General features: G+C 41.8%; 25 protein-coding genes and 1 pseudogene. 10 read left to right on the plus strand and 16 right to left on the minus strand.

Going from position 1 to position 25,871, the window contains the following annotated elements:
• Positions 1-192: 192 nt before the first annotated feature.
• The 8 genes from AB6735_RS21345 to AB6735_RS21380 all read right to left on the minus strand — a co-directional run bounded on the left by AB6735_RS21345 (position 193) and on the right by AB6735_RS21380 (position 7,900).
• Complete coding sequence (locus tag AB6735_RS21345) at positions 193-378, minus strand: hypothetical protein (RefSeq protein WP_370998091.1); 186 nt, start codon at positions 376-378, stop codon at positions 193-195.
• Between the two features lie 105 nt (positions 379-483).
• Positions 484-1,038, minus strand: coding sequence for a type 1 glutamine amidotransferase domain-containing protein (locus AB6735_RS21350; protein ID WP_370998093.1), 555 nt, complete (start codon positions 1,036-1,038; stop codon positions 484-486).
• 309 nt (positions 1,039-1,347) lie between these two features.
• On the minus strand, positions 1,348-2,241 hold the full coding sequence (locus AB6735_RS21355) for a LysR substrate-binding domain-containing protein (protein ID WP_370998095.1): 894 nt from the start codon (positions 2,239-2,241) through the stop codon (positions 1,348-1,350).
• A gap of 13 nt (positions 2,242-2,254) precedes the next feature.
• The gene (locus tag AB6735_RS21360; protein WP_370998096.1) at positions 2,255-3,037 is read right to left on the minus strand and encodes a hypothetical protein; all 783 of its coding nucleotides are present in this window, start codon (positions 3,035-3,037) and stop codon (positions 2,255-2,257) included.
• A 102-nt stretch (positions 3,038-3,139) separates the two neighbouring features.
• Complete coding sequence (locus tag AB6735_RS21365; protein ID WP_370998097.1) at positions 3,140-3,403, minus strand: type II toxin-antitoxin system HicA family toxin; 264 nt, start codon at positions 3,401-3,403, stop codon at positions 3,140-3,142.
• 2 nt (positions 3,404-3,405) lie between these two features.
• Positions 3,406-3,612 (minus strand): 2-oxoisovalerate dehydrogenase, encoded by a 207-nt coding sequence (locus AB6735_RS21370; protein WP_370998098.1) that lies wholly within the window; start codon positions 3,610-3,612, stop codon positions 3,406-3,408.
• Between the two features lie 92 nt (positions 3,613-3,704).
• Entirely contained in the window at positions 3,705-4,712 is a 1,008-nt protein-coding gene (locus AB6735_RS21375; protein ID WP_370998099.1) for an aspartate-semialdehyde dehydrogenase, read from the minus strand.
• A gap of 422 nt (positions 4,713-5,134) precedes the next feature.
• Complete coding sequence (locus tag AB6735_RS21380) at positions 5,135-7,900, minus strand: OstA-like protein (RefSeq protein ID WP_370998100.1); 2,766 nt, start codon at positions 7,898-7,900, stop codon at positions 5,135-5,137.
• A 222-nt stretch (positions 7,901-8,122) separates the two neighbouring features.
• Between AB6735_RS21380 and tilS the strand changes: the two genes are divergently transcribed.
• The 4 genes from tilS (at position 8,123) to AB6735_RS21400 (ending at position 11,540) form a co-directional block, all read left to right on the plus strand.
• Positions 8,123-9,460 carry a tRNA lysidine(34) synthetase TilS gene (tilS, locus tag AB6735_RS21385; RefSeq protein ID WP_370998102.1) on the plus strand — a complete coding sequence of 446 codons (1,338 nt, stop codon included), beginning with the start codon at positions 8,123-8,125 and terminating at the stop codon, positions 9,458-9,460.
• The gene (locus tag AB6735_RS21390) at positions 9,457-9,939 is read left to right on the plus strand and encodes a hypothetical protein (RefSeq protein WP_370998103.1); all 483 of its coding nucleotides are present in this window, start codon (positions 9,457-9,459) and stop codon (positions 9,937-9,939) included. Before tilS ends, AB6735_RS21390 begins: the two co-directional genes overlap by 4 nt.
• 29 nt (positions 9,940-9,968) lie before the next feature.
• Positions 9,969-10,490 carry a GtrA family protein gene (locus AB6735_RS21395; RefSeq protein WP_370998104.1) on the plus strand — a complete coding sequence of 174 codons (522 nt, stop codon included), beginning with the start codon at positions 9,969-9,971 and terminating at the stop codon, positions 10,488-10,490.
• Positions 10,491-10,592: 102 nt separating this feature from the next.
• Positions 10,593-11,540 carry a hypothetical protein gene (locus tag AB6735_RS21400; RefSeq protein WP_370998105.1) on the plus strand — a complete coding sequence of 316 codons (948 nt, stop codon included), beginning with the start codon at positions 10,593-10,595 and terminating at the stop codon, positions 11,538-11,540.
• A gap of 119 nt (positions 11,541-11,659) precedes the next feature.
• Here the strand turns inward: AB6735_RS21400 and AB6735_RS21405 are convergent, their stop codons facing one another.
• A complete protein-coding gene (locus tag AB6735_RS21405; protein ID WP_370998106.1) occupies positions 11,660-12,541 on the minus strand; it encodes a LysR substrate-binding domain-containing protein in 882 nt (293 codons plus the stop codon).
• 142 nt (positions 12,542-12,683) lie between these two features.
• Between AB6735_RS21405 and AB6735_RS21410 the strand changes: the two genes are divergently transcribed.
• Complete coding sequence (locus tag AB6735_RS21410) at positions 12,684-13,967, plus strand: MFS transporter (RefSeq protein WP_370998107.1); 1,284 nt, start codon at positions 12,684-12,686, stop codon at positions 13,965-13,967.
• On the opposite strand, the gene AB6735_RS21415 is transcribed toward AB6735_RS21410, so the two are convergent.
• On the minus strand, positions 13,957-14,631 hold the full coding sequence (locus AB6735_RS21415) for a lysostaphin resistance A-like protein (protein ID WP_370998108.1): 675 nt from the start codon (positions 14,629-14,631) through the stop codon (positions 13,957-13,959). The genes AB6735_RS21410 and AB6735_RS21415 overlap by 11 nt on opposite strands.
• A gap of 125 nt (positions 14,632-14,756) precedes the next feature.
• Positions 14,757-15,719 (minus strand): isopenicillin N synthase family dioxygenase, encoded by a 963-nt coding sequence (locus tag AB6735_RS21420; RefSeq protein ID WP_370998109.1) that lies wholly within the window; start codon positions 15,717-15,719, stop codon positions 14,757-14,759.
• Between the two features lie 429 nt (positions 15,720-16,148).
• On the opposite strand from AB6735_RS21420, the gene AB6735_RS21425 reads away from it, so the two are divergent.
• The 3 genes from AB6735_RS21425 (at position 16,149) to AB6735_RS21435 (ending at position 19,306) form a co-directional block, all read left to right on the plus strand.
• The gene (locus AB6735_RS21425; protein ID WP_370998110.1) at positions 16,149-17,930 is read left to right on the plus strand and encodes a DUF6600 domain-containing protein; all 1,782 of its coding nucleotides are present in this window, start codon (positions 16,149-16,151) and stop codon (positions 17,928-17,930) included.
• A 100-nt stretch (positions 17,931-18,030) separates the two neighbouring features.
• Positions 18,031-18,477: a thioredoxin family protein gene (locus AB6735_RS21430; RefSeq protein WP_370998111.1), complete on the plus strand. Its 447-nt coding sequence runs from the start codon at positions 18,031-18,033 to the stop codon at positions 18,475-18,477.
• Positions 18,478-18,739: 262 nt separating this feature from the next.
• Positions 18,740-19,306, plus strand: coding sequence for a DUF4468 domain-containing protein (locus tag AB6735_RS21435; RefSeq protein WP_370998112.1), 567 nt, complete (start codon positions 18,740-18,742; stop codon positions 19,304-19,306).
• A gap of 163 nt (positions 19,307-19,469) precedes the next feature.
• Here AB6735_RS21435 and AB6735_RS21440 read toward each other — a convergent pair whose 3' ends face one another.
• Together AB6735_RS21440 and AB6735_RS21445 are read right to left on the minus strand one after the other, a co-directional pair.
• Positions 19,470-20,363, minus strand: a complete 894-nt coding sequence (locus AB6735_RS21440; protein ID WP_370998113.1) for a ferritin-like domain-containing protein — start codon at positions 20,361-20,363, stop codon at positions 19,470-19,472.
• Positions 20,364-20,374: 11 nt separating this feature from the next.
• The gene (locus AB6735_RS21445; RefSeq protein WP_370998114.1) at positions 20,375-21,079 is read right to left on the minus strand and encodes a ferritin-like domain-containing protein; all 705 of its coding nucleotides are present in this window, start codon (positions 21,077-21,079) and stop codon (positions 20,375-20,377) included.
• Between the two features lie 790 nt (positions 21,080-21,869).
• Here AB6735_RS21445 and AB6735_RS21450 point away from each other — a divergent pair.
• Positions 21,870-22,184, plus strand: coding sequence for a hypothetical protein (locus AB6735_RS21450; protein ID WP_370998115.1), 315 nt, complete (start codon positions 21,870-21,872; stop codon positions 22,182-22,184).
• Between the two features lie 293 nt (positions 22,185-22,477).
• On the opposite strand, the gene AB6735_RS21455 is transcribed toward AB6735_RS21450, so the two are convergent.
• Positions 22,478-22,936 carry a JAB domain-containing protein gene (locus AB6735_RS21455; RefSeq protein ID WP_090469530.1) on the minus strand — a complete coding sequence of 153 codons (459 nt, stop codon included), beginning with the start codon at positions 22,934-22,936 and terminating at the stop codon, positions 22,478-22,480.
• 1,034 nt (positions 22,937-23,970) lie between these two features.
• Between AB6735_RS21455 and AB6735_RS21460 the strand changes: the two genes are divergently transcribed.
• On the plus strand, positions 23,971-24,273 hold the full coding sequence (locus tag AB6735_RS21460; RefSeq protein WP_218128350.1) for a helix-turn-helix domain-containing protein: 303 nt from the start codon (positions 23,971-23,973) through the stop codon (positions 24,271-24,273).
• Positions 24,274-24,366: 93 nt separating this feature from the next.
• On the opposite strand, the gene AB6735_RS21465 is transcribed toward AB6735_RS21460, so the two are convergent.
• A complete protein-coding gene (locus tag AB6735_RS21465; protein ID WP_090469536.1) occupies positions 24,367-24,897 on the minus strand; it encodes a hypothetical protein in 531 nt (176 codons plus the stop codon).
• Positions 24,894-25,793, minus strand: a pseudogene (locus AB6735_RS21470) (RHS repeat-associated core domain-containing protein); the annotation flags it as partial. The pseudogene AB6735_RS21470 and the gene AB6735_RS21465, both read right to left, overlap by 4 nt.
• Positions 25,794-25,871: the final 78 nt, after the last annotated feature.

Consider the following 25,871-nt stretch of genomic DNA (forward strand, 5'->3'; position numbering starts at 1 on the left):
GGGTAAAGATAAAAAAAGCCCCATCTATATCTGAAGCTTCACAAAAAAGGGCAGAACCACGAATGATTCTACCCCCAGTTAGGTTATTGTACTGAATTTGTCCTGAATGATTTTTTAGACGTGCTTCACAGCATGCCCGCTTGACAAACTCGGCATATATGAGCCTAATATATACTCAACAGGATTTATCGGTTATTGTTTTTTACGCTTGCTTAAACTTTGGCCAAGGTATAAAAGTAATACGCCTATACTAATGCCTTTTAAAAGTCCGTCGAGAGCATCCGGTTCGGATTTGTAGATGAATTTAACAAAAAAGCTTAACGCCAGCAGGAACAATCCCAATGGCAGCATATACTTTAGGGGGATAAGCGATATCATAATTTATTGCGTTTAATTTACCTAAAGTTAGGGGGTATGTATTATAATTCAAAAGGGCATCAGTATAAAAGGTGCCCTTTTGAATTATTTTGAAAAAAACGCTTATCAGGCTTCATGATGTATGCCTTCACCAATCTCTTCAATGGCTTTACGGTTAAATGCTTCCAAATCGGCCGGCGTGCGACTGGTCACCAGGCCCTGATCAACTACAACTTCCTCATCAACCCAATCTGCTCCCGCATTTTTAAGATCGGTTTGCAGGGATGGATAGGAAGTTAGCCTGCGGCCTTTGATTAAACCAGTTTCTATTAATAACTGCGGGCCATGGCATATAGCAGCCACGGGCTTGCCTTCATCTAAAAATGCCGAAGCAAAGGCTACCGCGTCTTTATTCTGCCGTAATTTATCAGGGTTGAGCACACCTCCGGGTAATACAAGCGCGTCATAATCATCCGGGCTTACTTCGTTTAGCGGTCTGTCTACATTAATTTCAATACCCCAATTCGTTTTATCCCAGGCTTTAATAGTACCACTTTGGGGCGATATCACGTGTACGGTTGCGCCGGCTGCTTCAAGGGCTTGTTTAGGGCTTGTTAATTCTACCTGCTCAAATCCTTCTTCGGTAAGGATCGCTACTTTTCTATTACTCAAACTTGCCATAATGTATATTATTTAATTTTAAATTATAAAAATTAAGTATAATATAATTACAGGTGAGCTGGTGGATGGTTTTTGTTATTTGAAAAAAAGAGGAGAATCGACTCCCCAGGCCATCGATACGCTTGGTCTCTCCCACTTCACCTATGGTGGAAAGAGGGTTAAGAAGTTTTTTCTCCGCGCGTCATTGCGAGGTACGAAGCAATCTCTATGCTATACAGCGCGCCCCTGTAAGTCGGGGACTGCTTCGTACCTCGCAATGACGAATTTTTTTATTGCATGTCATCAACTGTCTTGTGTTCGTTTGCAAAGCTATTTATGCCCTAACGCGAAATTGATAAAATTGCTGGTTAAGCCATAATCCTCGGTCCCTTTGCGGCGAATGAAGAAGAAATCGCGGGTGATTTTCAAACCTTCAACGGGCACTTCTACCAGGTCACCCTCGGCTAATTGCCTGATGATGGATGGGCGGGGCATAAATCCCAGGCATTGATCGGCCAGGAGAAAGTTTTTAAGCGCCTCGGTACCACCCAGGCGGATCTTTACAGACAGGTCTGCCGGTTTAATATGCAGGGCTGATAGTGATTTTAATACTGCGTTCAGCGTGCCGGATCCTCGCTCCCTTACTGCCAATGGCGTTTTTAACAGTTGTTTTAGTGTAAGCGACTTACCAGCCAACGGACTTTTAGCTGAGCATACCGGTATAACCTCATCGCTCATAAATGGTGTATAAGATACCGTGGTGAGCTTGTTATCCACCTCAATGATGCCGATATCCACCTCGTGGTTAAGCAGGGCGTTCAAGATATATTCAGAGTTGCGGTTCACCAGTTGCACATCCACATTGGCATACTCGCGCTGAAAGCCGGAAAGTATAGAAGGTAAAATATACAGGGCGATGGTAGTACTGGCCCCCAGACGCAGGTGTCCCGCCGCCTGCGACAGGTTACTGAGCACCGAAAGATCATACTCTATCTTGCGCTCAATTTCGGTGGCCTGCTGCAGGTATTCGTTCAGTTTGTTGCCGGCATCAGTGAGCAGGATGCTGTTGCCCTTCCGTTCAAACAAGGGTACTTTATATTGATCTTCCAGCGCTTTAACGTGTTTGCTGATGGCGGGCTGCGTAATAAACAGCACCTGCGCCGCCTTGCTGAAACTCAGGTTAGCAGCTACTTGCATAAATACACGGTGAGCAAAGGATATCATATATGGTTTTTTATCATTTTACCTTCTCAAAAAAACGACCGGTGAATTTATAGGTGATCAGCTTATGCGTCATTTTGTGATTATAATCAACCAATGGTGTATGGATAGTTTGGGTAGCTTTGTCGAAATAAATAGCCGGATAAGCTTTCCAATCGGCAATGGAGCTTACGTCAAACTCATAATGTAATTGACTGTATACCCCGGTAGGTGTTTTGATCAACGGCGGATTGCTGATCAGCTTGCCTTTTTCGATAGTAAAGATTTTTAAACCCTGACCCGCCTTTGCTGCCGAATAAACCGAATTATATGTAGCCAGGTAATAAACCTTGCCGGCGGTGGTAAACGTGTATATTTTAGGGTACCAGAGGGATACATACCCTTTTTCACCAATAGTATCCATTTTTAACAGCGAAACCGTTTGCCCGCCGTTTTTATATTGCAGCACATTGTAAATATCAAAGCCTTTAACACCCAGCTGTGTGTTCCAGGAATAGGTGCGAAATATACCATCGGCAGAAGTGGCTATCACCAGTCGCTCTTTAATCAATGAGGTAAAAGGCTGGTTGATGGTAGCCGGATATTTAGAGGTATAGTATTTGAGCTTGAACGCGAAGATCTTGTTTTGCTTCAGCAGCGAATCCATTGCTTTCCATTCCTTTTTGTGGGCGCCGTAATAATTCACCCTTTTCAATATCCGGAGCAGATCTCCTTCAATAGCCTGCGGGCTATCCTGCGCAAACAATCGGGCTGAAGCTAAACAACAGCACAAAACAACTATCAGCTTAATGGTTTTCATAGCAAACAAGTTTAAATAAAAAAAGCCAAATGCTGTGGATAATACTTTTGATAGGTTAACAAGCTATTGTCTGTTAGCTTTTTACCTTTTCAAAATATTGGCCTACGGACTCATGCGGGTGTTACAACTTATTAATAAGTTCGTCTCTATTAATGTTGAGTTGTGCTGACACTTCATTAATATAGCCATGAGCGTGCCTAACTTGATAGGAGCGTGATTAGGGATAGTTAAGTTTTTGATTTCATCATGAGTGTTGATAGACAGCCGGATATGACTCCCGCTTTGCCTCACTACTTCATATCCATATTTTGATAATACTTTAATCAGAGCCTTACCGGATACGTCACGCGGCGTTTTAGGAGACATGATTAAACGGTAATAATTTCTTCTTTAACAAAATGTAAACGAATAATTTTGGGAAGCTTGCCTTCATCAAAATGACATTGAACTGCGTCACGAATATTTGCCTTGAGCTTATCAAGCGTATCTCCTTCGGTAAATATAGCTTCTCCTATCGCCCGTGCGTTATATCCACCTTCTATTGATTCTTCAACTAAGAAAAATATTTCGTTCATATTCTCAAATTTAAGAAATAATTATTTACAAACAACAAGGCCCTGTAATGAGAATTACAGGGCCTTGCTTTATTCTATTTAAAACTTTCTACTTATGCTTCAATCGGCTGACCGATCAGATGCGCGGCAACCAGGTATTCGGCAATTTGCACGGCGTTGGTAGCAGCGCCTTTACGCAGGTTGTCTGATACTATCCAGCAGTTCAGGGTATTGTCCTGAGTTTCGTCGCGACGGATACGGCCCACAAATACCTCGTCTTTATCATGTGCATCAAGCGGCATTGGGTATTTCAGGCTGGCAGGATCGTCAACTACAACAATACCCGGCGATTTAGCTAACAGCTCACGTACTTCGGTGAGGTCAAAATCATTGAAAAACTCAATGTTTACCGATTCCGAGTGACCACCCATAACCGGGATGCGTACGGTGGTAGCGGTAACTTTAATGCTATCATCGCCCATGATCTTTTTGGTTTCCAGGATCATTTTCATTTCCTCTTTGGTATAGCCGTTCTCAGTGAAAACGTCAATCTGCGGGATCACGTTCAGGTCGATAGTGTAAGGATAAACCTTAGGTCCGTCTATACCTTTACGCTCGTTAAATAGCTGGTCTACAGCTTTTACGCCGGTACCGGTTACCGATTGATAGGTAGAAACCACTACCCTTTTAATTTTGTATTTATCGTGCAGCGGTTTTAAGGCCACCACCATTTGTATGGTAGAGCAATTAGGGTTAGCGATGATCTTGTCATCAGCAGTCAATACATCAGCATTCACTTCGGGCACTACCAGTTTCTTGGTAGGATCCATGCGCCATGCCGATGAATTGTCAATAACAGTTGTACCAGCGGCCGCGAATAAAGGAGCCTGCTGTAATGAAGTGCTTCCGCCGGCCGAGAAAATCGCTACGTCCGGCTTCATCTTAATCGCATCCTCAACAGAAACCACCTTAAATTGCTTTCCATTAAAAGTAATTTCTTTACCAATACTTTTTTCTGAAGCTACGGGAATTAATTCTGTAACGGGGAAGTTGCGTTCTGCAAGAACCTGCAACATTTTGGTGCCTACTAATCCTGTAGCACCTACTACTGCGACTTTCATTTTGTTGTTATTTGTTTTTGATCTGTAATGAAGCTTCCTTCGGAGGTTTCATTTTGTTAATTTGTTATATAATAAAATGTTAAACTCCAAATATGCGATTTTTTTTTGAGGATTTGAACTTAATCTATCAGATTGGTAGTTTATGCAATTATTGAATTAGTGATTTCGTAAATTATTGAGTTGGTTTGCCTTAATTCTTGTCTCTTGATTCTTAAATCTAAAAGGGCGTTTCCGTCAGCCGGTGGACGCGCTCATACGCCTTTTTAATTATTGAATTAGTGAGTTTTCTCCCTTATGAGCAGATAAGCTTCGGGCAAGTGTTTGCCTGAACCATGATTTATTGGATTAAGGTATTACTTTGATTTTTGATTATTTAACAATCCTTCTTCCCCGTCAATATAAGCTTCGGATGAAATTACGCCTTAATTCTCCGGTTTTTTAGCCGGAGCGATCGTCGTATCCTTAACCGCTTTTATTGGCGGCGGTGCTCCTCCGGCTTTGCCCGTGGTATCCTTAATTGCCTTTATTACTGGTGGGGTAATAATGGTTTTACCGGTGGTATCCTTAACCGCTTTTATGTTTTTCAAGCTCCCTGCACTTGTTCTACTTGCAGTATCTTTAACCGCGTTAGTGGCGGGTTGCCTGCCTTTAACTGTAGCATCGGCAGTCCCCTTAACTGGCTTTGCGGTTGCCGCCGCTTTGCTTATCGAATCGGTAAGGTTTTTCAGAACCAGCTGTAGTTTCTTCAGGGAGTCGGCTTTGGTTGAATCCTTGCTAAGTTTCAATATTATTCCCTTCAAATTATCCATTTTAGCCTGGGTTAGGCTGTCTACTTTAACTTTTGGAGGCGGCGATTTTGAAGCAGGTTGTTTTTTATGATGCGTTGGAATGATCGCCTCTTTGGAGGCCGGTCGGTCCTTCGGCTTCCAGATAAAGCCTTTCAGCAGCTTATCCTCCTCGGTAACTTTAGCCATGGGGATATAGCGGTTTTCGGGCTTGGTTAAAAAAGTAACCTCCTTGGTTTCGCCATTTTTAAAAACCACATGGATCCGGCTGCTTAATGATCGTTGCATACCGGCTACCTTTCCGCTGTCACGCTTAAAATAAATGCTTTCGGCATTAACGGCGATGTATAGCTGGTGAAGTTTGTCGTTTTTAAAGAAACCCCGCATCTTTCGGCCCGAGGACTGGTTAAAGTGCAGCGAATCATCCTTCTCAATATTCACCACAAAAGCATTTGGAAACAACTCTATATTATCCAGCTTTTTGTTCCGCATTTGCAGGTACACGGTATCGCCCGAGAGCTGTGAACCCTGTGTCCAGAACATGGGTTTTACATAACAGCGTATGGTGGAGTCACTGTTACTGTAAAAAATAGAATCAGCCTTACCCTGCAGGTCCGACTTAAATATTTTGGCATGATGATGGGCGATCAATATCCTGATGCGGGCAGTATCTTTCACATCAAATTCACGGGTAGCAAATACCGGATCCCTCTTCATGTTTACGGCACGTACACTGTCCTGTTTCGCCTTTCTCTTGGCATTTAGCAGGTCTTTTTTAATCTGGGTTGAATCTATCTTGGGTTTCCCAAAAAAGTTGCGGTGCAGATAGATAGTATCTTTTGGCACGCGCAGATACACCGTAGGCATTCCCTTTAGCTTCTGGTTTAAAACCGCCCGCTTCAAACCCGCTTCGGAGGTATCCCTGAAATGGAGTAGCCTTTGTTTTTCCTGGTATATCTTCAGATTTTTGAAGGTCATGATCTGGGTTTCCAGCGTATCAGCAGTCATGAAAATCGAGTCGCGCTTTACTTTTTCGCCTTGTTTGTTTGTATCCGCTGGTGCCGTTATCGGTTTAGCCCCATTTTTTGGTTTGATATCGGCAGCCAGCTTGGCCATATTCGTAAGCTTTTTATCCGCATCGCCAGGCTTTATATTTTGGGTTTGCACGCCGAGCTTTTTTGCCATCGAATCTATTTTAACAGAATCCGCCTTCCCGATGGTGCCTTTTTTCTTGATATCATCGGCCATTTTTGACAGATCCGTGAGTTTCTCAACCGCTTCGCCCGGTTTCATGTTTTTGTTTTGTTTGACCAATGCTTTTGCCGCTGAATCTACCCTGGCCGAATCTGTTTTACTCAGCATGGTCCCCGGTTTTAGGTCTTTGGTCAATTTGGCCATGTTGGTAACACTGATGATCTCAGGCCCGTCCTTACTTTTAGGAGCTATTGCATCCTTGCCTTTTTTGGCTACCACAGGCGGTTTTTTTGCCGCAGCAGAATCGGTTTGTGTGCTGTCCTTTTGCTCGGTGATCATCACCATATAAGCATTTTCGGTAACCACAGTACGCTCATCGGCTTTAAAATAAGTGCCCAGATCGCCTTTGAGGGTTATTTTTTGTTCATTATCATTAAAGGTGATGTTCTTAACCGCGCGGCCATAGCCTTTGAGCCTGTCATAAAACAAACTATCGCCTTTTAGTGATTTGGTGCCTTGCTTATAGAGGTTTTTTTTGCCAAAAAAAGCCTGCTCGGTTACGGTGTTATACAAGCCGTTTTCTGTATACAGGGTATCTTTATCTTTTTTGCCGTAGATGTTGGTAGGGCCATAAAAATAAGCTATGCGGGTACCTGTATTATAACGCAGGGTATCCGTTTTAATAATGGCATCAATAGTGGTGAGCACCACATCATACCGAAAGTAAGAATCGCGCGACCTCGCAAAATAATAACCATTTTTGCTGGTCAGCACGTTATCCTTGTTTACCAGTTTACCGCCGTTAGTGTAAGTGCCTATGCGGGTGGCGGTATTGTAAGTAAGATAATTGGTCGTTAGGGTAGCATCTCTGTCAACCATTTTTACGTTATCGGTAAGGATAGCCAGTTTGGTGTTACCATTGTAGTTGAGCTTATCAGAAAAAATATTCAGCGTATCGCCCTGGTTAATGTTTACATTGCGGAAAGCGTCAAAAGCGTTTTCATCGGGATAAAAATAGGCGCTGTCTGAGCGCAGGGTCGAGAAATCCTGTTTAAAAACCCCTTTATAAACCTTAATCACCTGGCGCCCGTTAATTTTGGTATAAGAGCTGCTTTCTGACTGTATCAGGTTTACAATTGATTTCTTTTTTTGGGCCATAACATTGCCCGCCAGCATCAATAACAAAAAGCTTAAAACATATTTACTCACGTTGGCAAAATTAGTTTTTTGTTGGGGTTAAAGAGAATTAAGTTCATAGATCGTTGTTGATGGATCATGGATGATGGTTCATAAATCATAGTAGCTGCTGGTTGATGATTGTATTTTTTTCTTTTTCCATGAACCATCAACTATGAACCATCAACCATCAACTTAATTTAATAATTTTGATGGTGAAAATCAAAGAGCGGAATCACTAACTCAATAATTATCTTGTTACCTGTTAAACAGTTTGTAAATTTTATTGAACAAAATACTTTGTTTACTCGCGGCAGCAAAATTTTAGCTGCGGTAAGCGGTGGCATGGATTCTGTTTTAATGGCCCACTTATTAAAGCAGGCCGGTTATACTTTTGGCATCGCCCATTGTAACTTTCAGCTGCGTGATAACGAGGCTCTGCGCGACCAATCCTTTTGCAATGACCTGGCCAATCAGTTTCGTGTACCTTTCCATACCGTTAATTTTGATACCCGGAATTATGCGGCCGAAAATAAGATCTCTATCCAGATGGCCGCGCGCGAACTGCGTTATCAATGGTTCGGCGCCGTAAGTCAGCAATCAGATTACCAGGCTATTGCGCTTGCACACCACAAAAACGACACAATTGAAACAATATTGTTAAACCTTACCCGGGGCACGGGCATAGCAGGCTTGCACGGCATATTACCTCAAAACGGGAAGCTGGTGCGCCCGCTGCTATTTTTGAACCGGGATGAAATAGCTACCATTATTGCCCAAAATAAATTGGATTATGTGGAGGACAGCTCCAACGCTTCGGCCAAATATGCCCGTAATAAGATCAGGCTGGAGGTAATACCCAAATTAAAAGAATTGAATCCGGCCCTGGAGAAAACATTCGACAACAACCTGAAACATTTTCGCGACCTGGAAACATTGCTCGAAAATCAGATAGCGGCACTGTCCGGAACAATAATTAAGCATGGGCAGGATGGTAATTATTTACTGCTGGATGAGGTGCGGCAATTAAACCCTATGCGTTTATTGCTGTTTAAATTATTGCAGCCATACGGTTTTAACGAAACTGCCGTTGATGACCTGATATCTGCCCTGGATAAACATTCCGGTCGGGTGTTTGAATCAACCGAATATTCGCTGATATTGGATCGCGACAGGTTGATATTGGAGAAGCGAAAAAATAGCGGACATGAAGCTGTACTTATTGCCGAAAAAACGCATGAGGTGTACTATGGCAATTATAAAATGACGGTTTTGCATGATGATAGTCCACTGATTATTAAAGATAACCCGCTGGCTGTATCTGTAGATGCGGACTTGTTGAAATTTCCGTTAACACTGCGGGCATGGCAGGAGGGTGATCATTTTTATCCCCTGGGCATGAAGGGACGAAAAAAGCTGAGCGATTTTTTTATCAATCAGAAAATATCACTGAATCAAAAAGAGGAAGTGCCGGTGCTGGTAAACGGTAATGGCGAAGTGATGTGGATTGGCGGTTACCGCCCCGATGAAAGGTATAAAGTAAATGATAACACTAAAAAAGTTACTATCTTCGAACTGTATAAATTAAGATGAGCGAAAAAGCAATTTTTGTAGAAAAACAGTACCTCGGCCGGGAGTTTATCCCGATAACCATTCGCCTGGTTTTGGCCATGTTTTGTTTCGCGGCCTATTTTTTTACGGACGAACGCGAGCGCAATGGCGACCTGCTGGTAGTGGTTGGTTTTGCTATTATCATCATCTCCATCATCATGGGTTTTTTACTGCACTTTAGCACACGGGTTGAAAATAAAAGCATCAAATTGAATGGTTTATGGACAACCCGCCTGGTAAAAATAGACCTGAACGGTATTGTGAAAGTTGAAAAAGGAGTGTATAGCCGATATTTGTTCAATAATCCCGTATATAACCTGCATACCAAAGGAACCATCCGTTTTTATGCTGCCGGCAATGATGCCATACATCTTACCGACAGGGATGGACTGCTTTATATTATCGGATCGCAGCATGCCAACGAGTTTTTGAGAGCGATCAAAGAAGAGATGGCAAGATGACAAGCGATTCGACATTTTAGAAGAACGGCATGCGTAAAGTCCACAATTTTATCAGACACGGGATCCTGAATTTTATCGACCTGTTTTACAAGCCATTTAAAAAATGGATGCCGCTGCACACCTTTCGTTATGCGGCCTGCGGTGGCAGCAATACGGTATTTGACATCCTTCTTTTCAGTTTCAGCTATAATTTTATTTTCAAAAAGCATAACATCGATCTTGGTTTTTATACGCTGAGCCCGCATATTGCCTCGCAAATACTTTCGTTCAGTATCTCGTTCTGTACCGGGTTTTATTTAAACAGGTATGTGATTTTCAAAGAATCGGGCCTGAGCAAACGCGGGCAGTTGTCACGCTTTATGATGGTGAACGCCATCTGCATCTTGCTAAACCTGATGTTTTTGAAATTACTGGTTGATGTGATGGGGCTTTATCCAACCCCGGCAAAAATCGTGGCTACCGTATTTATCGTGTTCTTTAGTTATTACAGCCAAACTCATTTTTTCTTCCGTAAAAAGAAACCGGCGTTATCCGCCGAAGAAGGCCGGTAATTCATATAGGCAAATACATTTTTGTAAAGTTTAAGCTATAAACAAACCGGTAATAGTTAAACTTTTTATATCGGTATAAAGAATTTATATCTTTAAGCCGATATGCTTTCTACCCATAATCACATCAAATATTTAAGCGCCGCGTTGCTGCTTATTACCGTTATTGCTTACTCCGGATGCAAAGACCCGGGCAAGGCTAAAGAAAAACACCTGATATCATTCAAGGAATATAACGGTATTAATTATAGCGAAGTAGCCAGGCGGCAAAAAAATGGCCTGTCATTTAACGAATATGGTTATCAGTTGGAACCGCAATGGAAAATGAAATTTGTGTCGGACGATTCGGTGAGTATTTTTAGTCCTACAAAAAACACGTTCATCAATTTCCCGCTTACCCGTGGATACGATTCTATTTTTAATGCGGCACGGTCATGGCTCAAAATTAAAAAAATAAGTAAAGACAGTATCGTAATGGAGATACTGCAGGCGAAAGGCGATTCACTTGATATAGCCGGCTCTAAGGTATATATGCTTTTTTATGCCGATAATTATGTGAAAAACGTTTTGCATACTGATACTTCCATCCTGAGGCGACCCAGCCGCAAGGATACCTTGTTTGTAAAGGGGTTGGTAGCCAAAGCCAACAGCAATATTGCCAAAGCCTTTTCGGCCCGCCAGCCTGTGCAGCTTATCAGTAAAAGCTCACAGATAACGGTAAAGCAGAAAATCACCCCGCCCGATATTAGTAATAACTTTGATTCGTCTGACGATTACCTTGATCCCAACTTTGATATCACCATCCATAAGGCTTATAAAGATTTCTATTACTCCTTTGAGGTTTGTGTTGACGATAAAGGCCGGATGCATTATGTAAGGCCGCTCATAACTTTTTTCGGCGAAGATTTTAAGGCTACTTATATTCGCCTGTCGCAGGGTATTATGAAGAGCTACCTGCAATATTATTTTAAGATTGTACCGGGCAGCACACTGGGTTTTGCACATGCCAGTACCATAGCGGTACATGTGGAAGGGCGCACTACAGCTAAATAAAAAAAGTTAAGAATTTAGTATTGAACACCGAATAATGAATACTGAAGTAAAATCGATGTTGGATATTCAACATTCATTATTCGATATTAAATTCTGTTTTAACTTACAACCTTTCACCATCATTCGTTACTCATAACGGTCATGAGCTGTTCGGTAAACAATATAGCGGCTTTTTTGCGGTAAACTCCTTTTTGCCAAAGGATATAGGATTGTTTTTTTACCTCCTGCCCTGCTATAGGAATGGCAATTAATCTATCCCATCCGATTATAGTTTTTTCGTTCAGAATGGTTGCCCAGTCGCCGTCCTGTACCAGGGATAGCAGTGTATGCACATCATTCAGCTCGATATTGATATTAGGGCTCATCTTGTGTTTGTAAAACAATTCATTAATAAATGTGCGGGAGCTGAAACCCTTACCTGGTAATATCAGCTCAAGTTCGGCCAGTTGTTTAAGGTTAACACTTTTGAGCTGCGCCAGGGGATTGTTTTTAGCAACCACCATCACAATACTGGAGCTGAACAGTGGCTGCATTTCCAGGTCCTCATCATCTGATTCATTGTGATAAGCCACGATCAGATCCAATTCGGCCAAACGAAGTTTTTTCTCCAGTTCTACGTGATTATCAGAAATGATAGAAATTTTAATGCCTGGATATTTGGTGGAGAACGGAGCCAACACCGGGAATAGCGACGAGGTGAAGGCATAGGATACTCCTATATTTAATTCGCCGGTAGCCGCATTGTTCAATTCGGTGATGGCTTGTTTGCCTTTTTGTATGTCCATTAATATTTTACGGGCATGCGTTAAAAATACATGGCCGGCCTCGGTAATGCGCACGTGTTTACCAATACGGTCAAACAGTAGCATGCCCAGCTCTTCCTCCAGCTGTTTTATTTGCTGTGATAGCGTACTTTGGGTAATAAATACTGCAGCAGCCGCCTCGGTAAAGTTCATGGTTTCGGCGGCTTTAACAAAGTATTGCAATTGTCTGAATTCCATAATCAATCGTTTTTACTAATTAATATCATTAAAACAATCTATTTTACAAATATATCATTGTTGCCGATATTTGTGCCATAAAGAATTTCAATAGTCTTGTTTTAAGATCTCCCCTGAAACGCTTTTGTTATCCGTTACCCCAATGAATGTTTTTCGCTCACTTAAATACCGCAATTTCAAACTGTTTTTTTATGGCCAGTCTATATCCCTCATTGGCACCTGGATGCAAAAAACCGCCGTTAGCTGGCTGGTTTACCGGCTTACCGGGTCGGCGCTGCTGCTTGGTGTGGTTGGCTTTGTGAGTTTGATCCCTTCGCTGATCCTGGCCCCGTATGCGGGCAGTATTGTCGACAGGCATAACCGCTACCGCATCCTGGTGATAACACAAGTGATATCCATGGCACAAGCCGGGGCGCTTGCTTTTATGATCTTGTTTAAGTTCTATAATATCCCTGCAATAATTGGCCTGAGCCTGATACAAGGTATCATTAATGCGTTTGATGTTACCTGCCGCCAGGCTTTAATGATGGAGATGGTGGATAACAAGGACGACCTGCCTAATGCTATAGCGCTTAACTCTACCATGAGCAATCTGGCACGCATCGCGGGCCCTGCTGTTGCCGGTATTGTTTTGGGTGCTTTTGGCGAAGACTTTTGTTTCTTCGGTAACTTTTTGAGCTACATCCCTGTGTTAGGCTGTTTGTTTATGATGAAGCTGAACACCAAAGCCATCATCCGGTCTGAAAAAAGTATCTGGACCGAATTGCAGGAGGGTTTTAAGTACGTGTCCGGCGACCGCGATCTGAGCAGCCTGATCCTGATGCTGAGCATCAGCAGCTTGTTTGTTATCCCGTTTAACACCCTGATGCCCATTTTTGCAAAGGATATATTTAATGGCGATGCCAAAACCTTCAGTTGGTTTGAGAGTGCGGCTGGTTTGGGATCGGTGATCAGCGCGGTTTACCTGGCCAATTTAAAAAGCAACAAAAACCTCATCAAAGTTATGATAACAGCCAGCCTTATCTTCGGGCTCAGTGTTTTAATGGTGGCCTATGCCGGTAAATTATCCTTCGCCTTGATATTTATGGTATTGACAGGTGTAGGCATGATGGCGCAAACATCAGCCATTAACACCTATATACAAACCCATGCTATACCAGCCATGAGGGCCCGTGCTATTAGTTACTATGTAATGGCTTACCAGGGAATGATACCTATCGGTAGCTTACTGGTTGGCTGGCTGGCCAGCGGATTAGGTCCAAGGCGTGCCGTTTGCATTGAAGGTATTATAGGCGTACTGGCTGCGGCCATGTTTGTATTATATCAAAGAAGGCAACAAAAGCTTGAAGCTAATGTTGACATGGCAGTTACACCAAAGCCATTGGTTGATATAGATAAGGTGAAATCCAATATGGCTAATGCTTAAGAGCTGGATTGAACAGGGCGTTCAAGTCGATCAGAAAATGGCAAATAATGAGCATTTTAAGGTTCCTGTACTTGTAGTAATGGTATCCGAAAACTATGCCTATAATGGCAGGATAAAGCACATTAACTAAGGTACCATACCAGATATGCGCCACACCGAATATAATAGCCGAGATGAATATGGGCAGATGCTTGTTTTTAAATAAAATGCATAATCTGGTCATCATATAGCCTCGGAAAATTAATTCCTCTGCAACACCAGCGGTAATAGCTATAAAAACCTTCAGCGGAGCGTTTAACTTTCTCAGCCGTATGACATCCTCACTCATTTTGAGCAGGCCAAAACATTTGAGTATAAAAAAACATATGCCACTGATGAATAATATCACCAGGAAAATAAGTATAATGTGCAGTATATAATTGCCTGTCTTGTAATGTTTATCGGCCCATAATAAAAAAGTTTGTTTTTCTTTCCTGATGGCATACAGGTAAATAGCGCCCGTATACAGCCAAAAAGTTATCCTGGATACCAGGACCTGGGTTGCTTTTGAAAAATCGTGCAACAAAAATCGTGAACTTAATGACCAGCAAATAAGTAATACTACCGTTAGGATAAGTCCGTTTATAATGGTTTTATGCGCCTGATTTTTTAAGGGCTGTATCATTGATGATTTATAAGGTTTAGTTATTTCAATAATACTAAAAAGGAGAGCCGAAAGCGAAAGGCCCAAAGCAAAAAGCTTTTTTTATTTAGCTTTCTGCTTTGGGCTTTCTGCCTTAAGCTTTAGAATTACATTTTTAAGCCTATTTCTCTTAGTCGCTCGTCGAGATACTCGCCTGCAGTAATGTCGGGATATTGCTTTGGATGTTCGGCGTTAATACAGGTTTCCAGGCTGGTGAGGTCCATGTCTGATACTGGATGCAGGAAAAACGGAACCGAATACCGGGAGTTTTTCATCAGCTCGCGTGGTGGATTTACTACCCGGTGTGTGGTTGATTTAAGCTTGTTATTGGTTAAGCGTTGCAGCATATCGCCCACGTTAACCACCAGGTCCTCACCATGAGCCTTAACCGGGAACCAGGTACCTTCGCGGGTAAGCAGTTCCAGGCCGTCGGCGCTGGCGCCAATGAGCAGGGTAATGAGGTTAATATCCTCATGTGCGCCCGCACGTACCGCATCGGCCGGAACAGAATCAGGGTCAAGAATGGGAAAGTAATGCAAAGTGCGCAATATGGAGTTGCCATTATGCACTTTATTATCAAAATAAGTCTCTTCCAAATTTAAATAAAGTGCTATAGCCCTCAATAAATGGATCCCTGCCGATTCCAGCTTTTTATAAACCTCGCGGGTGGTGGTATTAAAAGCGGGCAATTCTTCAACCGTCACATTATCGGGGTATTGATCCTTAATAGGTGAGCCATCGGTAACAGTTTGGCCTATCTGCCAAAACTCTTTCAAATCGGGTGTTTTAAAGCCCTTGGCAGTTTCTTTGCCTTTGCCGGTATAACCACGCTGGCCCGCAAGACCCGGAATCTCATATTTTTGTTTAACAGCATCGGGTAGGGCAAAAAGCGCTTTTACCTGCTCGTAAAGTTCATCTATCAGTTGTTTGCTCAGGCCGTGATTGGTAATGGTTACAAAACCGGTTTCATTAAATGCTTTGCCTATATCGTCTGAAAATTGCTGACGATCGGCCGCGCTGCCGTTAATATAACTGTTCAGATCAAGTCTTGGGATATTTACTGTACTCATAATGGTATAGATAATGGAGTGTAAAACTATTTAATTTTTAAGATAGCATATGCAAGGTATAAATAAAAATTTTGAGACAAAGTTTGTTCAATTATTCCCCGGGAAATTGCTTTTAATGGGTTATTCGGCTAAAGCCCACATTTAAATTTTTATCTTTCTAACCTATAAATGAAACGGCAATAACTTTAGGCTGTACCGGAGTCGTTTTTTATTCATTTGCCGTTTGGCTTTGGCCAACGGTAACATTGCTCATATTCAAAATGGCTTTAGCAAAGCTAATTTAAGCCAGAGCTTTTAAAAGCGGTTCTCCCGCTTTATTCCTATTGTTGCGGGTTAAAACAATTTTAATGTTAAACGTTTTATAGTTTGACAGGTCATACCTATATTGATACCGGGTGTACCGGTCACATTTTAATCCTGATGAAAAAAATGAAAGCTATAAAAAAAATAAGCGGTTTATGTTTAATAGCATTTTTGATAATGCTCGCCGCTCCAAATAAAGTCAGGGCACAGCAGGGAGAGTATGTATCTGACCAGCAGTTCTATGACGAACTAGACCCTTACGGTACCTGGGTTGATGACCCAACCTATGGTAATGTTTGGATCCCTGATGCCGAAGACGGATTCAGGCCTTATGCCACACGCGGGCATTGGGTAATGACAGATTATGGTAATACCTGGGTTTCCGATTATCCCTGGGGATGGGCCACTTTTCACTACGGCCGCTGGCGCTATGATGACTATTACGGATGGGAATGGATCCCCGGTCATGAATGGGCTCCGGCCTGGGTAAGCTGGAGAAGAGGTGGTGGTTATTACGGCTGGGCTCCGTTAACACCGGGTATCAGCATCAATATCTCATTTGGCAACAGCTACCGCGTGCCCGATTACTATTGGGTATGTGCGCCGCAAGCCTATATTAATCGGCCTAATATTTATAATTATTATGTACCGCATACCCGGGTGGTTAATATTATCCATAACACCACGGTGATAAACAATACCTATGTTTATAATAACCGTACCTATGTAACCGGTCCGCGGGTTAATGAAGTTAGGCAGGTAACCCGTCAAAACGTACAGGTTTACCGGGTTAATAATATCAACCGGCCGGGCTCCAGAACAAGCATCACCAATAACAGGCTTAACATTTATAGGCCCGAGATCAGGAAAACACCAGACGCACGACCTGCACGGGTAGTAAATGCCGTTGAATACCGGAAAGAAAATCCCAATAATGGTATCGCACACCGCGTAGGCGGACAGGCTACCGTAAACCGGAATAATGCCGCCCGCTTAGCCGAAATAGCTAAAAGCAATAATAACAGGCTGGTAAGGGTTAATAATAATCAACCGGGCGCACAACGGACACAGCAACCGAACACTAATCCGGCTGTACAGCAACGCCAGCAACAACAATTGCAGCACCAGCAACAGCAAGGACAAAAGCAACAACAGGAAGCTCAACGTCAGCAACAGGGACAACGCCAACAACAACAGCAGGCGCAACGTCAGCAGCAAGAAGTTCAACAACAACGTCAGCAAGCTCAGCGTCAACAGCAAGAGGTTAAGCAGCAGCAGGATCAGGCCCACCGCCAGCAGCAGGATGTTCAACAACAACGTCAGCAGGCTCAACGTCAGCAGCAGGAAGTGCAGCAGCAACGCCAGCAAGCCCAACGTCAGCAGCAGGAAGTTCAGCAACAACGACAGCAAGCTCAGCGTCAACAGCAGGAAGTTCAGCAACAACGTCAGCAAGCTCAGCGTCAACAGCAGGAAGTTCAGCAACAACGTCAGCAAGCTCAGCGTCAACAGCAGGAGGTTCAGCAACAACAAGCCGCACAGCGTCAGCAGCAACAGCAACAACAAGCTGCTCAGCGCCAACAACAGCAGGCTCAACAGCAACAACAAGCCGCACAGCGCCAACAACAGCAGGCTCAGCAACAGCAACAAGCCGCACAACGTCAGCAGCAACAGCAACAACAAGCTGCTCAGCGCCAACAACAGCAGGCTCAGCAACAGCAACAAGCCGCTCAACGTCAGCAGCAACAGCAACAACAAGCTGCACAGCGCCAACAGCAGCAGGCTCAGCAACAGCAGCAGGCTCAGCAACAGCAACAAGCCGCACAGCGTCAGCAGCAACAAGCTCAACGCCAACAGCAACAACGCCAGCAACAACAACAGGAAGGCGAGGGTCACCGTACCAGGCCATAAGCCGACTGTTTAGCTGATAATCAGATATTCATAGCACATATAAGCTCATAATGGTTTATATGTGCTATTTTTATGGCTCATATTTTAAGCCTTTATATTGATGAAATACTTTTTTCCTGCCTGTGTTGTTGTCGTTTTATCTTTCCTTTTATGTCCCTTTGATAGCAACGCCCAAAAAAGCGGCGACAAAAAAGCGACCCAAATCAATTTTATTGAAAACTCCTGGAACGAAGCTTTAAAGCAAGCCGCCGCCAAAAAGAAATATATTTTTGTTGATGCCTATGCTACCTGGTGCGGCCCCTGTAAAATGCTCAAAGCTACCACCTTTAAAAACAAAGATGTAGTAGCTTTTTACAACAGCAATTTTATCAATGTAGCCATGGATATGGAAAAAGGCCAGGGCCCCGAGCTTGCCGCGCAATGGGGTTTACGGGCGTATCCCACACTTATTATTTTTAATGCCGCAGGCAAACCCGTTTATGGAACAGTAGGCTTTATTAAACCTGATGATCTGATCAAATTTGGGGTGCAGGGATTGAATAAATAATAGGTTTTGAAGTAATCAATAATCAAAGTCATCCTGAACTTGTTTCAGGATCCCTCAACACAGGTGGCCATCATGTTGTACACCTCGCTTATGGGGTGCCGAAACAGGCTCGTATGACTAAATTATTTATTGCGTTGAATACCCATCCTTATGTTAAAGAACAAAAAAAAACCCTGTTTATATTTAAACCATTAAACTTTCGGGCCGGCCGGCTGTCCTATCCTTACAAAATAGCATTTACATTTCACATAAATCATCCTCAATGATAAAGTTAATGATGCCGGCAATTATACTTGTTTTAATTACCAAAACCGTATTCGCTCAAAAAGACACAATAGGTTTAAATACACCTTTTATAAATGGTGCGGTGGTTTATGAAAAAGTTTTTAATGCTCCTGGTAAATCAAAGTCCGATCTTTTTAATAAAGGACAATTATGGCTTATTGCGCGGTACAAAAACATTGATGTTATACAAATTCTAAATGATTCTACCGGCACGATAGTTGGCAAGGGGCGTGAAGTGGTGAGATTTAGGGATATTTTGTGGAGGGATGCAGAGTTTAAAGCCGATATGAGCCTTCAAATAGATTGTAAGGATGGTAAATATCGGTGTCGCCTATTTAACATAAAGATTAGGGACACAGTAGAAGGAAAAGATATTGTACTTGGCACCCCCGAAGATTTAATGAACTATTTGATAGGGAACAAGGGTAACCCCGTAAGGTTTAGTAAAACTGCATCAAAACGCATTTTACAAAGTTTAAACAATACCATGAACGGCGTTATGCTGGCAATTAACCAAAGCATGAGTCAAAATGATGATTTTTAAATATTTCGATTGACAATATGTTGTGGGTCAATCAAACAATAAGTAATATCAGGCATTTATACTAAAGAAAAAAACACTTACGAAGTTTATAAAACCTCATAAGTGTTATCTGTATCGACCAAAAAGTCTTAATTCCAGATTCTAATCTCTTGACTCTATTTTCTTAGTGTTTAACCAGGAAGCTGCCTTGTAATATGGCTAAAACCTGGTCCATGCTTAAAGCTTCGTCAAACGCGGCTGTAGCTATGGCTACTGAAGTAGTACTCCCCGCTACGCTTTTAAGTGTGGTAACATCAACTCCGCCCTGCGATACATTTTGTTCGCCGTCATAATTAGCATTTACAAGGCCGATACCCGTATCATTACCTAAAGTAGCGGTACTGGTGATCCATGGTGTTGCTCCACGGATGGAACGGATAGCCGAAGCATGGCGCGCTTCAACCGCATGGATACCCAAAGCAGCAGTTAATACCGTTTGATATAAACCTGCTTTTACACCTTCGGCCGCGGCTTTGTTGGCCAGTATATTAGCCGCCTGGCCTTTATAGGCGCGTACGCCGGTATCTTCAAATACCTGTGCTACGGCTAAAAAGGTTTGGTAGTTGGTTAATACATCGGCAAAAGGTCCGGCGTTGCTTCCGTTGCCGGCGGTTAAATCGATTTCGGGTGCCGATACAGGGATAGCGCCTAATGAGGTAATAACGCCTTTCAGAAAAGTTACGTGATTATTCTCATCGGTAGTTACCTGGTTAAAATAATTGGTAGCGGCAGCGGCGGGTATCAGAGCTGTGCCTTTGGCCTTGCCGGCATTGTAAAAGGTTGATTCCAGGTATTCCAGCGTAAGCGCATAATTCAATATCGCTACTACGGATGGTGTAGTGGTGGTTTGCGCGTATGCTTTTTTAAATATCGTACCTATAGCAAACGGCATGGCAGCCAACGCTACTTTTGAACCAAAGCTGGTAATGTTTTTGATCACATCGCGGCGCTCGCTTATACGGCCGTAAACTTCCGGATCAACATTTTCAATTTCTTCTATGATGTTAAATAAATTCATGGTAATGGTTTTTAAGCTACTGTGTAACCGTAATTTACTGCGCTAACTTTAGTTTTAAGATAGGTATTGGCTATCTTAAGCACCTCAGCAATGGTTGCTGATTTATTGATGCTGGTTGTAGGGTCAACTACATCGGCCCCGGCAAATGAACCCGGAGTGATCAGGTTGCGGATGAGGGCGGCGTGCCTTGCTTCTACCGAAACAATCTTGCCGGCTATTAACAAATAAGCCGCATTATCGATCAGGTAGCCCGCACCGTCATAAGCCGTAACGCCGGTATCTTCAAACGCCGCGGCCGCACCTAATACACTGGCTCGGCTGCTAAAGTTAATGGTCGAAAAATCGGGTGTTAAGGCAGGGATAGCACTGGCGCCAAGGGCTGCTTTAAAAAATTCACGATGTAAAACTTCATGATCACGGATATCAGTCAACAAAGCTGTTTCTGACGAAGTGATACCACTGTAGGGGGTAGCGGCTACCTGCAGGTAAAACGCGGCTTCCAGTTGTTCCAATGCATAGGCGTAGTTTAAAATGGCTATATCCCCTTTAGCGCCCAAATCGATAGCGTTAGCAGATGGGATGATCTTATGATCTTTATGGCAGGAAGCGGCAGTGGCTAATAAGCCTACCGAAGCAACGCCAACACCAGCATAACGCAAAAACGACCTCCGGGCCATATTTGCATTGAGCATGCTTTCTTGTGAGTCTGTTTTCATAGAAATTTAGTTTTTTGAATTTGCAATTAGTTTTGTTTTGTAGATGATATACGCCCATTTAAACATCCCGGATTGGCGAATACTGATAAATAATCCACTCTTAATTAGAGTAGTTGTACTTTAAGCTAAAAATAGACTATAAGCCGCTAAGGATCTAACTAAATTAAACAAATCAGGAATATAAATAACTGCTGGGTTTTGCCGTTATTTTGGGTATTTGTATATATGACGGGTCCGGGTCCTTTTTTTGCCAAAGAGGAACCAGGCTGTTTTATTAAAGAAAAAAGGCCGCCAAAGAACCGACCGCCTGGCATGCATATGCCAGGACATCAATCTTATATAATCTTTTTAAATCATATAAATCTTGTTGGAAATTTGTTAAAAAGCGTTAAAATGAAAGTCTTTATGCTTTTTTGATCCGGTTTTACACCATTTTTATGGTCGAAAAGTGTTAAAATGAAACTTTAAAAAGTTCTGTGGATGAGGTTGGTTTTGCCAGGCGGGAAATAAAAAAGGCCGAAAAACTCTCGCAGTGTTTCGGCCCTACATCTACCTATGAAAAACAACCCTTTTTAGAAGGGTAATAAACTTAATTCAAATGCAATGCCAATTGCTTAATAGCTATAATTTGGGCAGGTGAAAGGTAGGTTTGGGCATTGTTTATCAGTGTTTTGTAGAAAATACTTCCCAATAGATGGGCATCAATTACACGGGAATTAATAATAGAAGACAGGGATAAAATATAAATACCAAATCAGAAACTATACCATCATATCATTGTTATCAGTTTATGGATCCTAATATTTACTTATTGGCAACCGACCCCAAGAACCCATGCCGCGATGTTATACATTCCAGGGATACCCGCTTAAAGGTGAGGGTTTATTGCCTTGATGAAGAACAATTTAGGCCCGATGATGATGAAGTGCAGTTATATGGCTATGCCAATAGTAAGCTATTTGCCTTTGAAACCATTGATATTGCCGCCGAAGACGCCATTGACCTGGTTGGCGCCATAAAATGGTATTCCAGTTATATCCAATGCCCCAATATGGAAATCTTACCCGAAGACCCACGCCCCGGCCGAAATAATATAGCGATGTGAAGCTTTAAAAAAGTCGTTTTGTTATTTTTATTGTTAATAATCAACGGGTTAATACAAATTGAAAATTTTTTTTTGAAGAATAGATCAGAACTTCTATATTTGCAGACCCAAAAGCAAGGGAGTTTAGCTCAGCTGGTTCAGAGCATCTGCCTTACAAGCAACTCCAAAATCCTCCTTAATTCTTTCAAAAAGCCATTTTCACATCTTAATTATTGTTTTGTGCAAACTGTGTACAAACAGAGTAACCTTGTAAATAAATAATTGAACTGTATTGCTAATATAATGATTTGCTTTTATAAGATCCCTTCATCTGCAAATGAATAGTAGCCATCAGGTGTTACGATAATATGATCAAGTACTTGAATGTCTAATACTCTTCCAGCCTCTTTAATTCTCCTCGTCATACTTAAATCTAATTCGCTTGGTCGTAAATTACCCGATGGATGGTTATGCGCTAAAATCACGTGATGAGCACAACTTAATAACGCTGACGCAAACACCAACTTTACATCTACAAAGCATCCTGCCATTCTTCCTGTACTCACTGTATATATCCCAAGTACTTTATTTGACCGGTTTAGTAACATCGGTTTAAATTGCTCTATAAGCTCAATATTACCTTCATCCCAGGACGATAATAGTAATTCATAAGCTTGTCTACCCGTTTCAATCTTGGGCCTGTGTTGAGCCTTAATAACTGGCCTGTAGGTTAACTGAATTTCTGCACATTGAAGCATGTTTTGCTTTTCCATAATTTGAATTTGTTAAGTGAATAAATAATTATGGTGCCCCTCAAGTGCAAGACTGAATTAAATGCAAGGAGGAACGGAATAAATGTCAGGCAGTGAGTAGGATAGGGTTTATGCCGGAAATTCCTTGCCTTGTATTCCAGGCTCACACTTAACTTTGCTGAATAATTATTATCTCACTCTTCCTCCCTTTTTATTCAGCACATTTTACGTTTAAGTTTCATATTACTATACTGGTTGATTTGGAAATGTGCAGGTTTGATTGGGAGCTTTAAACAGCATGAGATTGTAAGTTGAGAACATTCTACTGTATACCAATTTCCTATTTTTTGAGAGTTTTTGTAAGTACCCTTATAGTAGCAAGTATGCTATAAAAATAGGAAAAAGGAAAGTTGTTGAGGATGGTTAAAATGCTATATCTGTCTACTGTCTTTAAAAGGTAGATTGTTGTTTGACTTGCAATTGACTGTATCTATCATTTGAAGATTGTTTGATTCTGATTGAGTGTAGTTGGATTGGTTGGGTGTGATTCTAACCTGTTCGTCTTAAAAGGTAAAACTTGCTATTATTCACCTATTACTCGTCCTCAGTACCTTTTAATAAGATAACTCAAAATGCTATTCGCATGTATATCGGTCGCTATTGAATTAGGACTATCTGTATGTTTTTGGCAATCAAAGCCGGCGTTCATGCTAACCTTATCGGTAGGTACGAAAGGATGAGGCTATACCTTCTGCCGAGGTCGCCAGTAAGATTGCTGATGCTTTAAGCGTGTCATTAGATACCTGGTAGGTAAGGCTGATAAGCAGATAGATGAAGCTCTTTTAGATAAGGTTCTATCCATCCAGCAACTCCCTGATGAGGATAGAGAGCATATCATGTATGCTATTGATGGCCTTATCCAGCATGCTAAGACAAGGATGGCTTATAAAAAGTAAAAGCCCAAAGAGTGGTTGATCGCTGGGCCTATTACTTTATATTCTTACATTGCAAATGCTTAAACCCATATTACACACTGATCACAGATCAGCGCGAGAGTGGCAAATAAATGGTCACAAGATGACCTCGCAAAAGAAACTGACTCTTCCAGAATAATGATAGGTAAGTATGAAAGGGGCGATAATTCCCTATCTATCGAGGTCATTGTTAAGTTAGCACGAGCATTTAAGGTATCTATCGATTACCTACTCGGCGAGGGATTAAATGCCAATTACGATAAAGAAACCATCAAACGATTGGATGATCTCGAAAGCCTTCCCGAAGAAGAAAAGCAACGCATTTTTCACTATATGGATTTAGTGATCCGTGACTATAAAGCTAAGAAAGCTTATTCAAAGTAACTCTTATTAAAAAGTAAAGCCCAACGCTGTGGTTGGGCTAATTGTTACTTATCAATTCTTACTCACACGCCACAGGAGTGCGCTAGTTAAGGATTACAAAGACTTTAAGTCTTTGTAATTCAACTTAATATTTAAGATATTCTTTCTATAATTACGAATGTATTCTGTATGCGTTATGAAAACATCGACTATATTATTATGCGTGTCTAAAGAAAACGCCAATTCCATTGATAACGTCGCTTTGCATTTCCTGCACCCTTTTTTATAACCTGGTTTCCAACGATAATGGTTAAATGTACCTGTTACGTATTTATGTATCTCTGCAAGATGTTTATCGTCTTCTCCAGTATATCTTTCAGGTATTAACACCCCTTGCCTGTTAATTTTAAAAACCATTTCATAAAGACCCAATAAGGTATCCCGCTTTAGAAGGTCAAAGGCCGATTTCAAACCTGCTTTATTTTTAATATCAGATAAAAACAAAGCCGAATCAATAAGTTGCGGCGGTCTGTACGCCGATGTTTTAGGATGGTCGCCAGCAAGGCAACATTCTAGCGTTTGGGCTTTTAAATGATGGAGTCCCATGAACGTCATAAGAAGAATTAGCAATTTAAGATTTTTCATTTTACTATTTGAATTGGGGGCCCCTGTTGTCTATTCATTTTTATCTTTTCAATAGTTCTTTGATTACCATTTGGTGAAGTCTGTAACCATCCAGGAGAATTATTAACCCCAAATGATCCCTCAATCCAATCGGTATAGGATCCGTCTTTAGCCTTTCCTATTGGCTCTGTTACCCACCCATTAGGTAGAAAAATATTTAGTCTGTTACCTGTAATTTTATTCAAATCGCGTCCAAGCTGTTGGCCTCCTTTACCCATTCCGATGTTACATGCCGCTATTATAAACCTTCCACCATCCGTAACCAAATTAGCCATTCCAAGTAATGGTGCCACTTTTGATTTGATTGCATCATATTGTGGATTTCCTGTATAATCCGTTCCCATTAAAAACAGTAAATTACTATCATAAATATAATTAGGATTAGTCGTATTGTGTATGTCATTTATGGCAAAACTTGACTCACCTCCCGTACCCTCTTGACCGCCATGAGTTTCAAGCACAAGATTGTCAAGGCTGTTTCCAGACGCGTCATGTAATGCCTGTAAAGCATTAAGCCCCACTCCAATATTTGAAACTGAAAACACGCTCCATTGTCCATAGAAACCACTCTTGTTTGCTTGATTAACATGGCCTCTTGTACTTTTATCCCCCTCAACATCAACATAAGCATTTTTAGTTCTACCTGTAAGCAATTTAAAAGCCTCAACAGCATCGTTGGTATTTACATTATCAAATCTCACACCTCCGTCAATAGTAGTAACATTTCTACCATCTGGATCAATAAGTACTATTGGATTATTCGCAACAAAATTATACGGTGAATGATTGAGGAAATTCTCCGCCAACGGATCCACACTTGTCCACCTGGCAATCACCGGATCATAGAACCTGGCACCGTAATCGTATTGGCTACCATAAAGTTTTTACGTTTTTGGCTGTTTTCCGTTTTGCACTTTTTCGGTGCCATAAAGAAC

The organism is Mucilaginibacter sp. RCC_168 (genome assembly GCF_041355315.1).
In the GTDB taxonomy this organism is placed as follows: domain Bacteria; phylum Bacteroidota; class Bacteroidia; order Sphingobacteriales; family Sphingobacteriaceae; genus Mucilaginibacter.

Bases quoted from the DNA above. Each gene is read 5' to 3' on its own strand.
- AB6735_RS21345 (WP_370998091.1), bottom strand. From the start codon at position 378: ATGATATCGCTTATCCCCCTAAAGTATATGCTGCCATTGGGATTGTTC.
- AB6735_RS21350 (WP_370998093.1), bottom strand. From the start codon at position 1,038: ATGGCAAGTTTGAGTAATAGAAAAGTAGCGATCCTTACCGAAGAAGGA.
- AB6735_RS21355 (WP_370998095.1), bottom strand. From the start codon at position 2,241: ATGATATCCTTTGCTCACCGTGTATTTATGCAAGTAGCTGCTAACCTG.
- AB6735_RS21360 (WP_370998096.1), bottom strand. From the start codon at position 3,037: ATGAAAACCATTAAGCTGATAGTTGTTTTGTGCTGTTGTTTAGCTTCA.
- AB6735_RS21365 (WP_370998097.1), bottom strand. From the start codon at position 3,403: ATGTCTCCTAAAACGCCGCGTGACGTATCCGGTAAGGCTCTGATTAAA.
- AB6735_RS21370 (WP_370998098.1), bottom strand. From the start codon at position 3,612: ATGAACGAAATATTTTTCTTAGTTGAAGAATCAATAGAAGGTGGATAT.
- AB6735_RS21375 (WP_370998099.1), bottom strand. From the start codon at position 4,712: ATGAAAGTCGCAGTAGTAGGTGCTACAGGATTAGTAGGCACCAAAATG.
- AB6735_RS21390 (WP_370998103.1), top strand. From the start codon at position 9,457: ATGAGCGAAAAAGCAATTTTTGTAGAAAAACAGTACCTCGGCCGGGAG.
- AB6735_RS21395 (WP_370998104.1), top strand. From the start codon at position 9,969: ATGCGTAAAGTCCACAATTTTATCAGACACGGGATCCTGAATTTTATC.
- AB6735_RS21400 (WP_370998105.1), top strand. From the start codon at position 10,593: ATGCTTTCTACCCATAATCACATCAAATATTTAAGCGCCGCGTTGCTG.
- AB6735_RS21405 (WP_370998106.1), bottom strand. From the start codon at position 12,541: ATGGAATTCAGACAATTGCAATACTTTGTTAAAGCCGCCGAAACCATG.
- AB6735_RS21410 (WP_370998107.1), top strand. From the start codon at position 12,684: ATGAATGTTTTTCGCTCACTTAAATACCGCAATTTCAAACTGTTTTTT.
- AB6735_RS21415 (WP_370998108.1), bottom strand. From the start codon at position 14,631: ATGATACAGCCCTTAAAAAATCAGGCGCATAAAACCATTATAAACGGA.
- AB6735_RS21420 (WP_370998109.1), bottom strand. From the start codon at position 15,719: ATGAGTACAGTAAATATCCCAAGACTTGATCTGAACAGTTATATTAAC.
- AB6735_RS21425 (WP_370998110.1), top strand. From the start codon at position 16,149: ATGAAAGCTATAAAAAAAATAAGCGGTTTATGTTTAATAGCATTTTTG.
- AB6735_RS21430 (WP_370998111.1), top strand. From the start codon at position 18,031: ATGAAATACTTTTTTCCTGCCTGTGTTGTTGTCGTTTTATCTTTCCTT.
- AB6735_RS21435 (WP_370998112.1), top strand. From the start codon at position 18,740: ATGATAAAGTTAATGATGCCGGCAATTATACTTGTTTTAATTACCAAA.
- AB6735_RS21440 (WP_370998113.1), bottom strand. From the start codon at position 20,363: ATGAATTTATTTAACATCATAGAAGAAATTGAAAATGTTGATCCGGAA.
- AB6735_RS21445 (WP_370998114.1), bottom strand. From the start codon at position 21,079: ATGAAAACAGACTCACAAGAAAGCATGCTCAATGCAAATATGGCCCGG.
- AB6735_RS21450 (WP_370998115.1), top strand. From the start codon at position 21,870: ATGGATCCTAATATTTACTTATTGGCAACCGACCCCAAGAACCCATGC.
- AB6735_RS21455 (WP_090469530.1), bottom strand. From the start codon at position 22,936: ATGGAAAAGCAAAACATGCTTCAATGTGCAGAAATTCAGTTAACCTAC.
- AB6735_RS21465 (WP_090469536.1), bottom strand. From the start codon at position 24,897: ATGAAAAATCTTAAATTGCTAATTCTTCTTATGACGTTCATGGGACTC.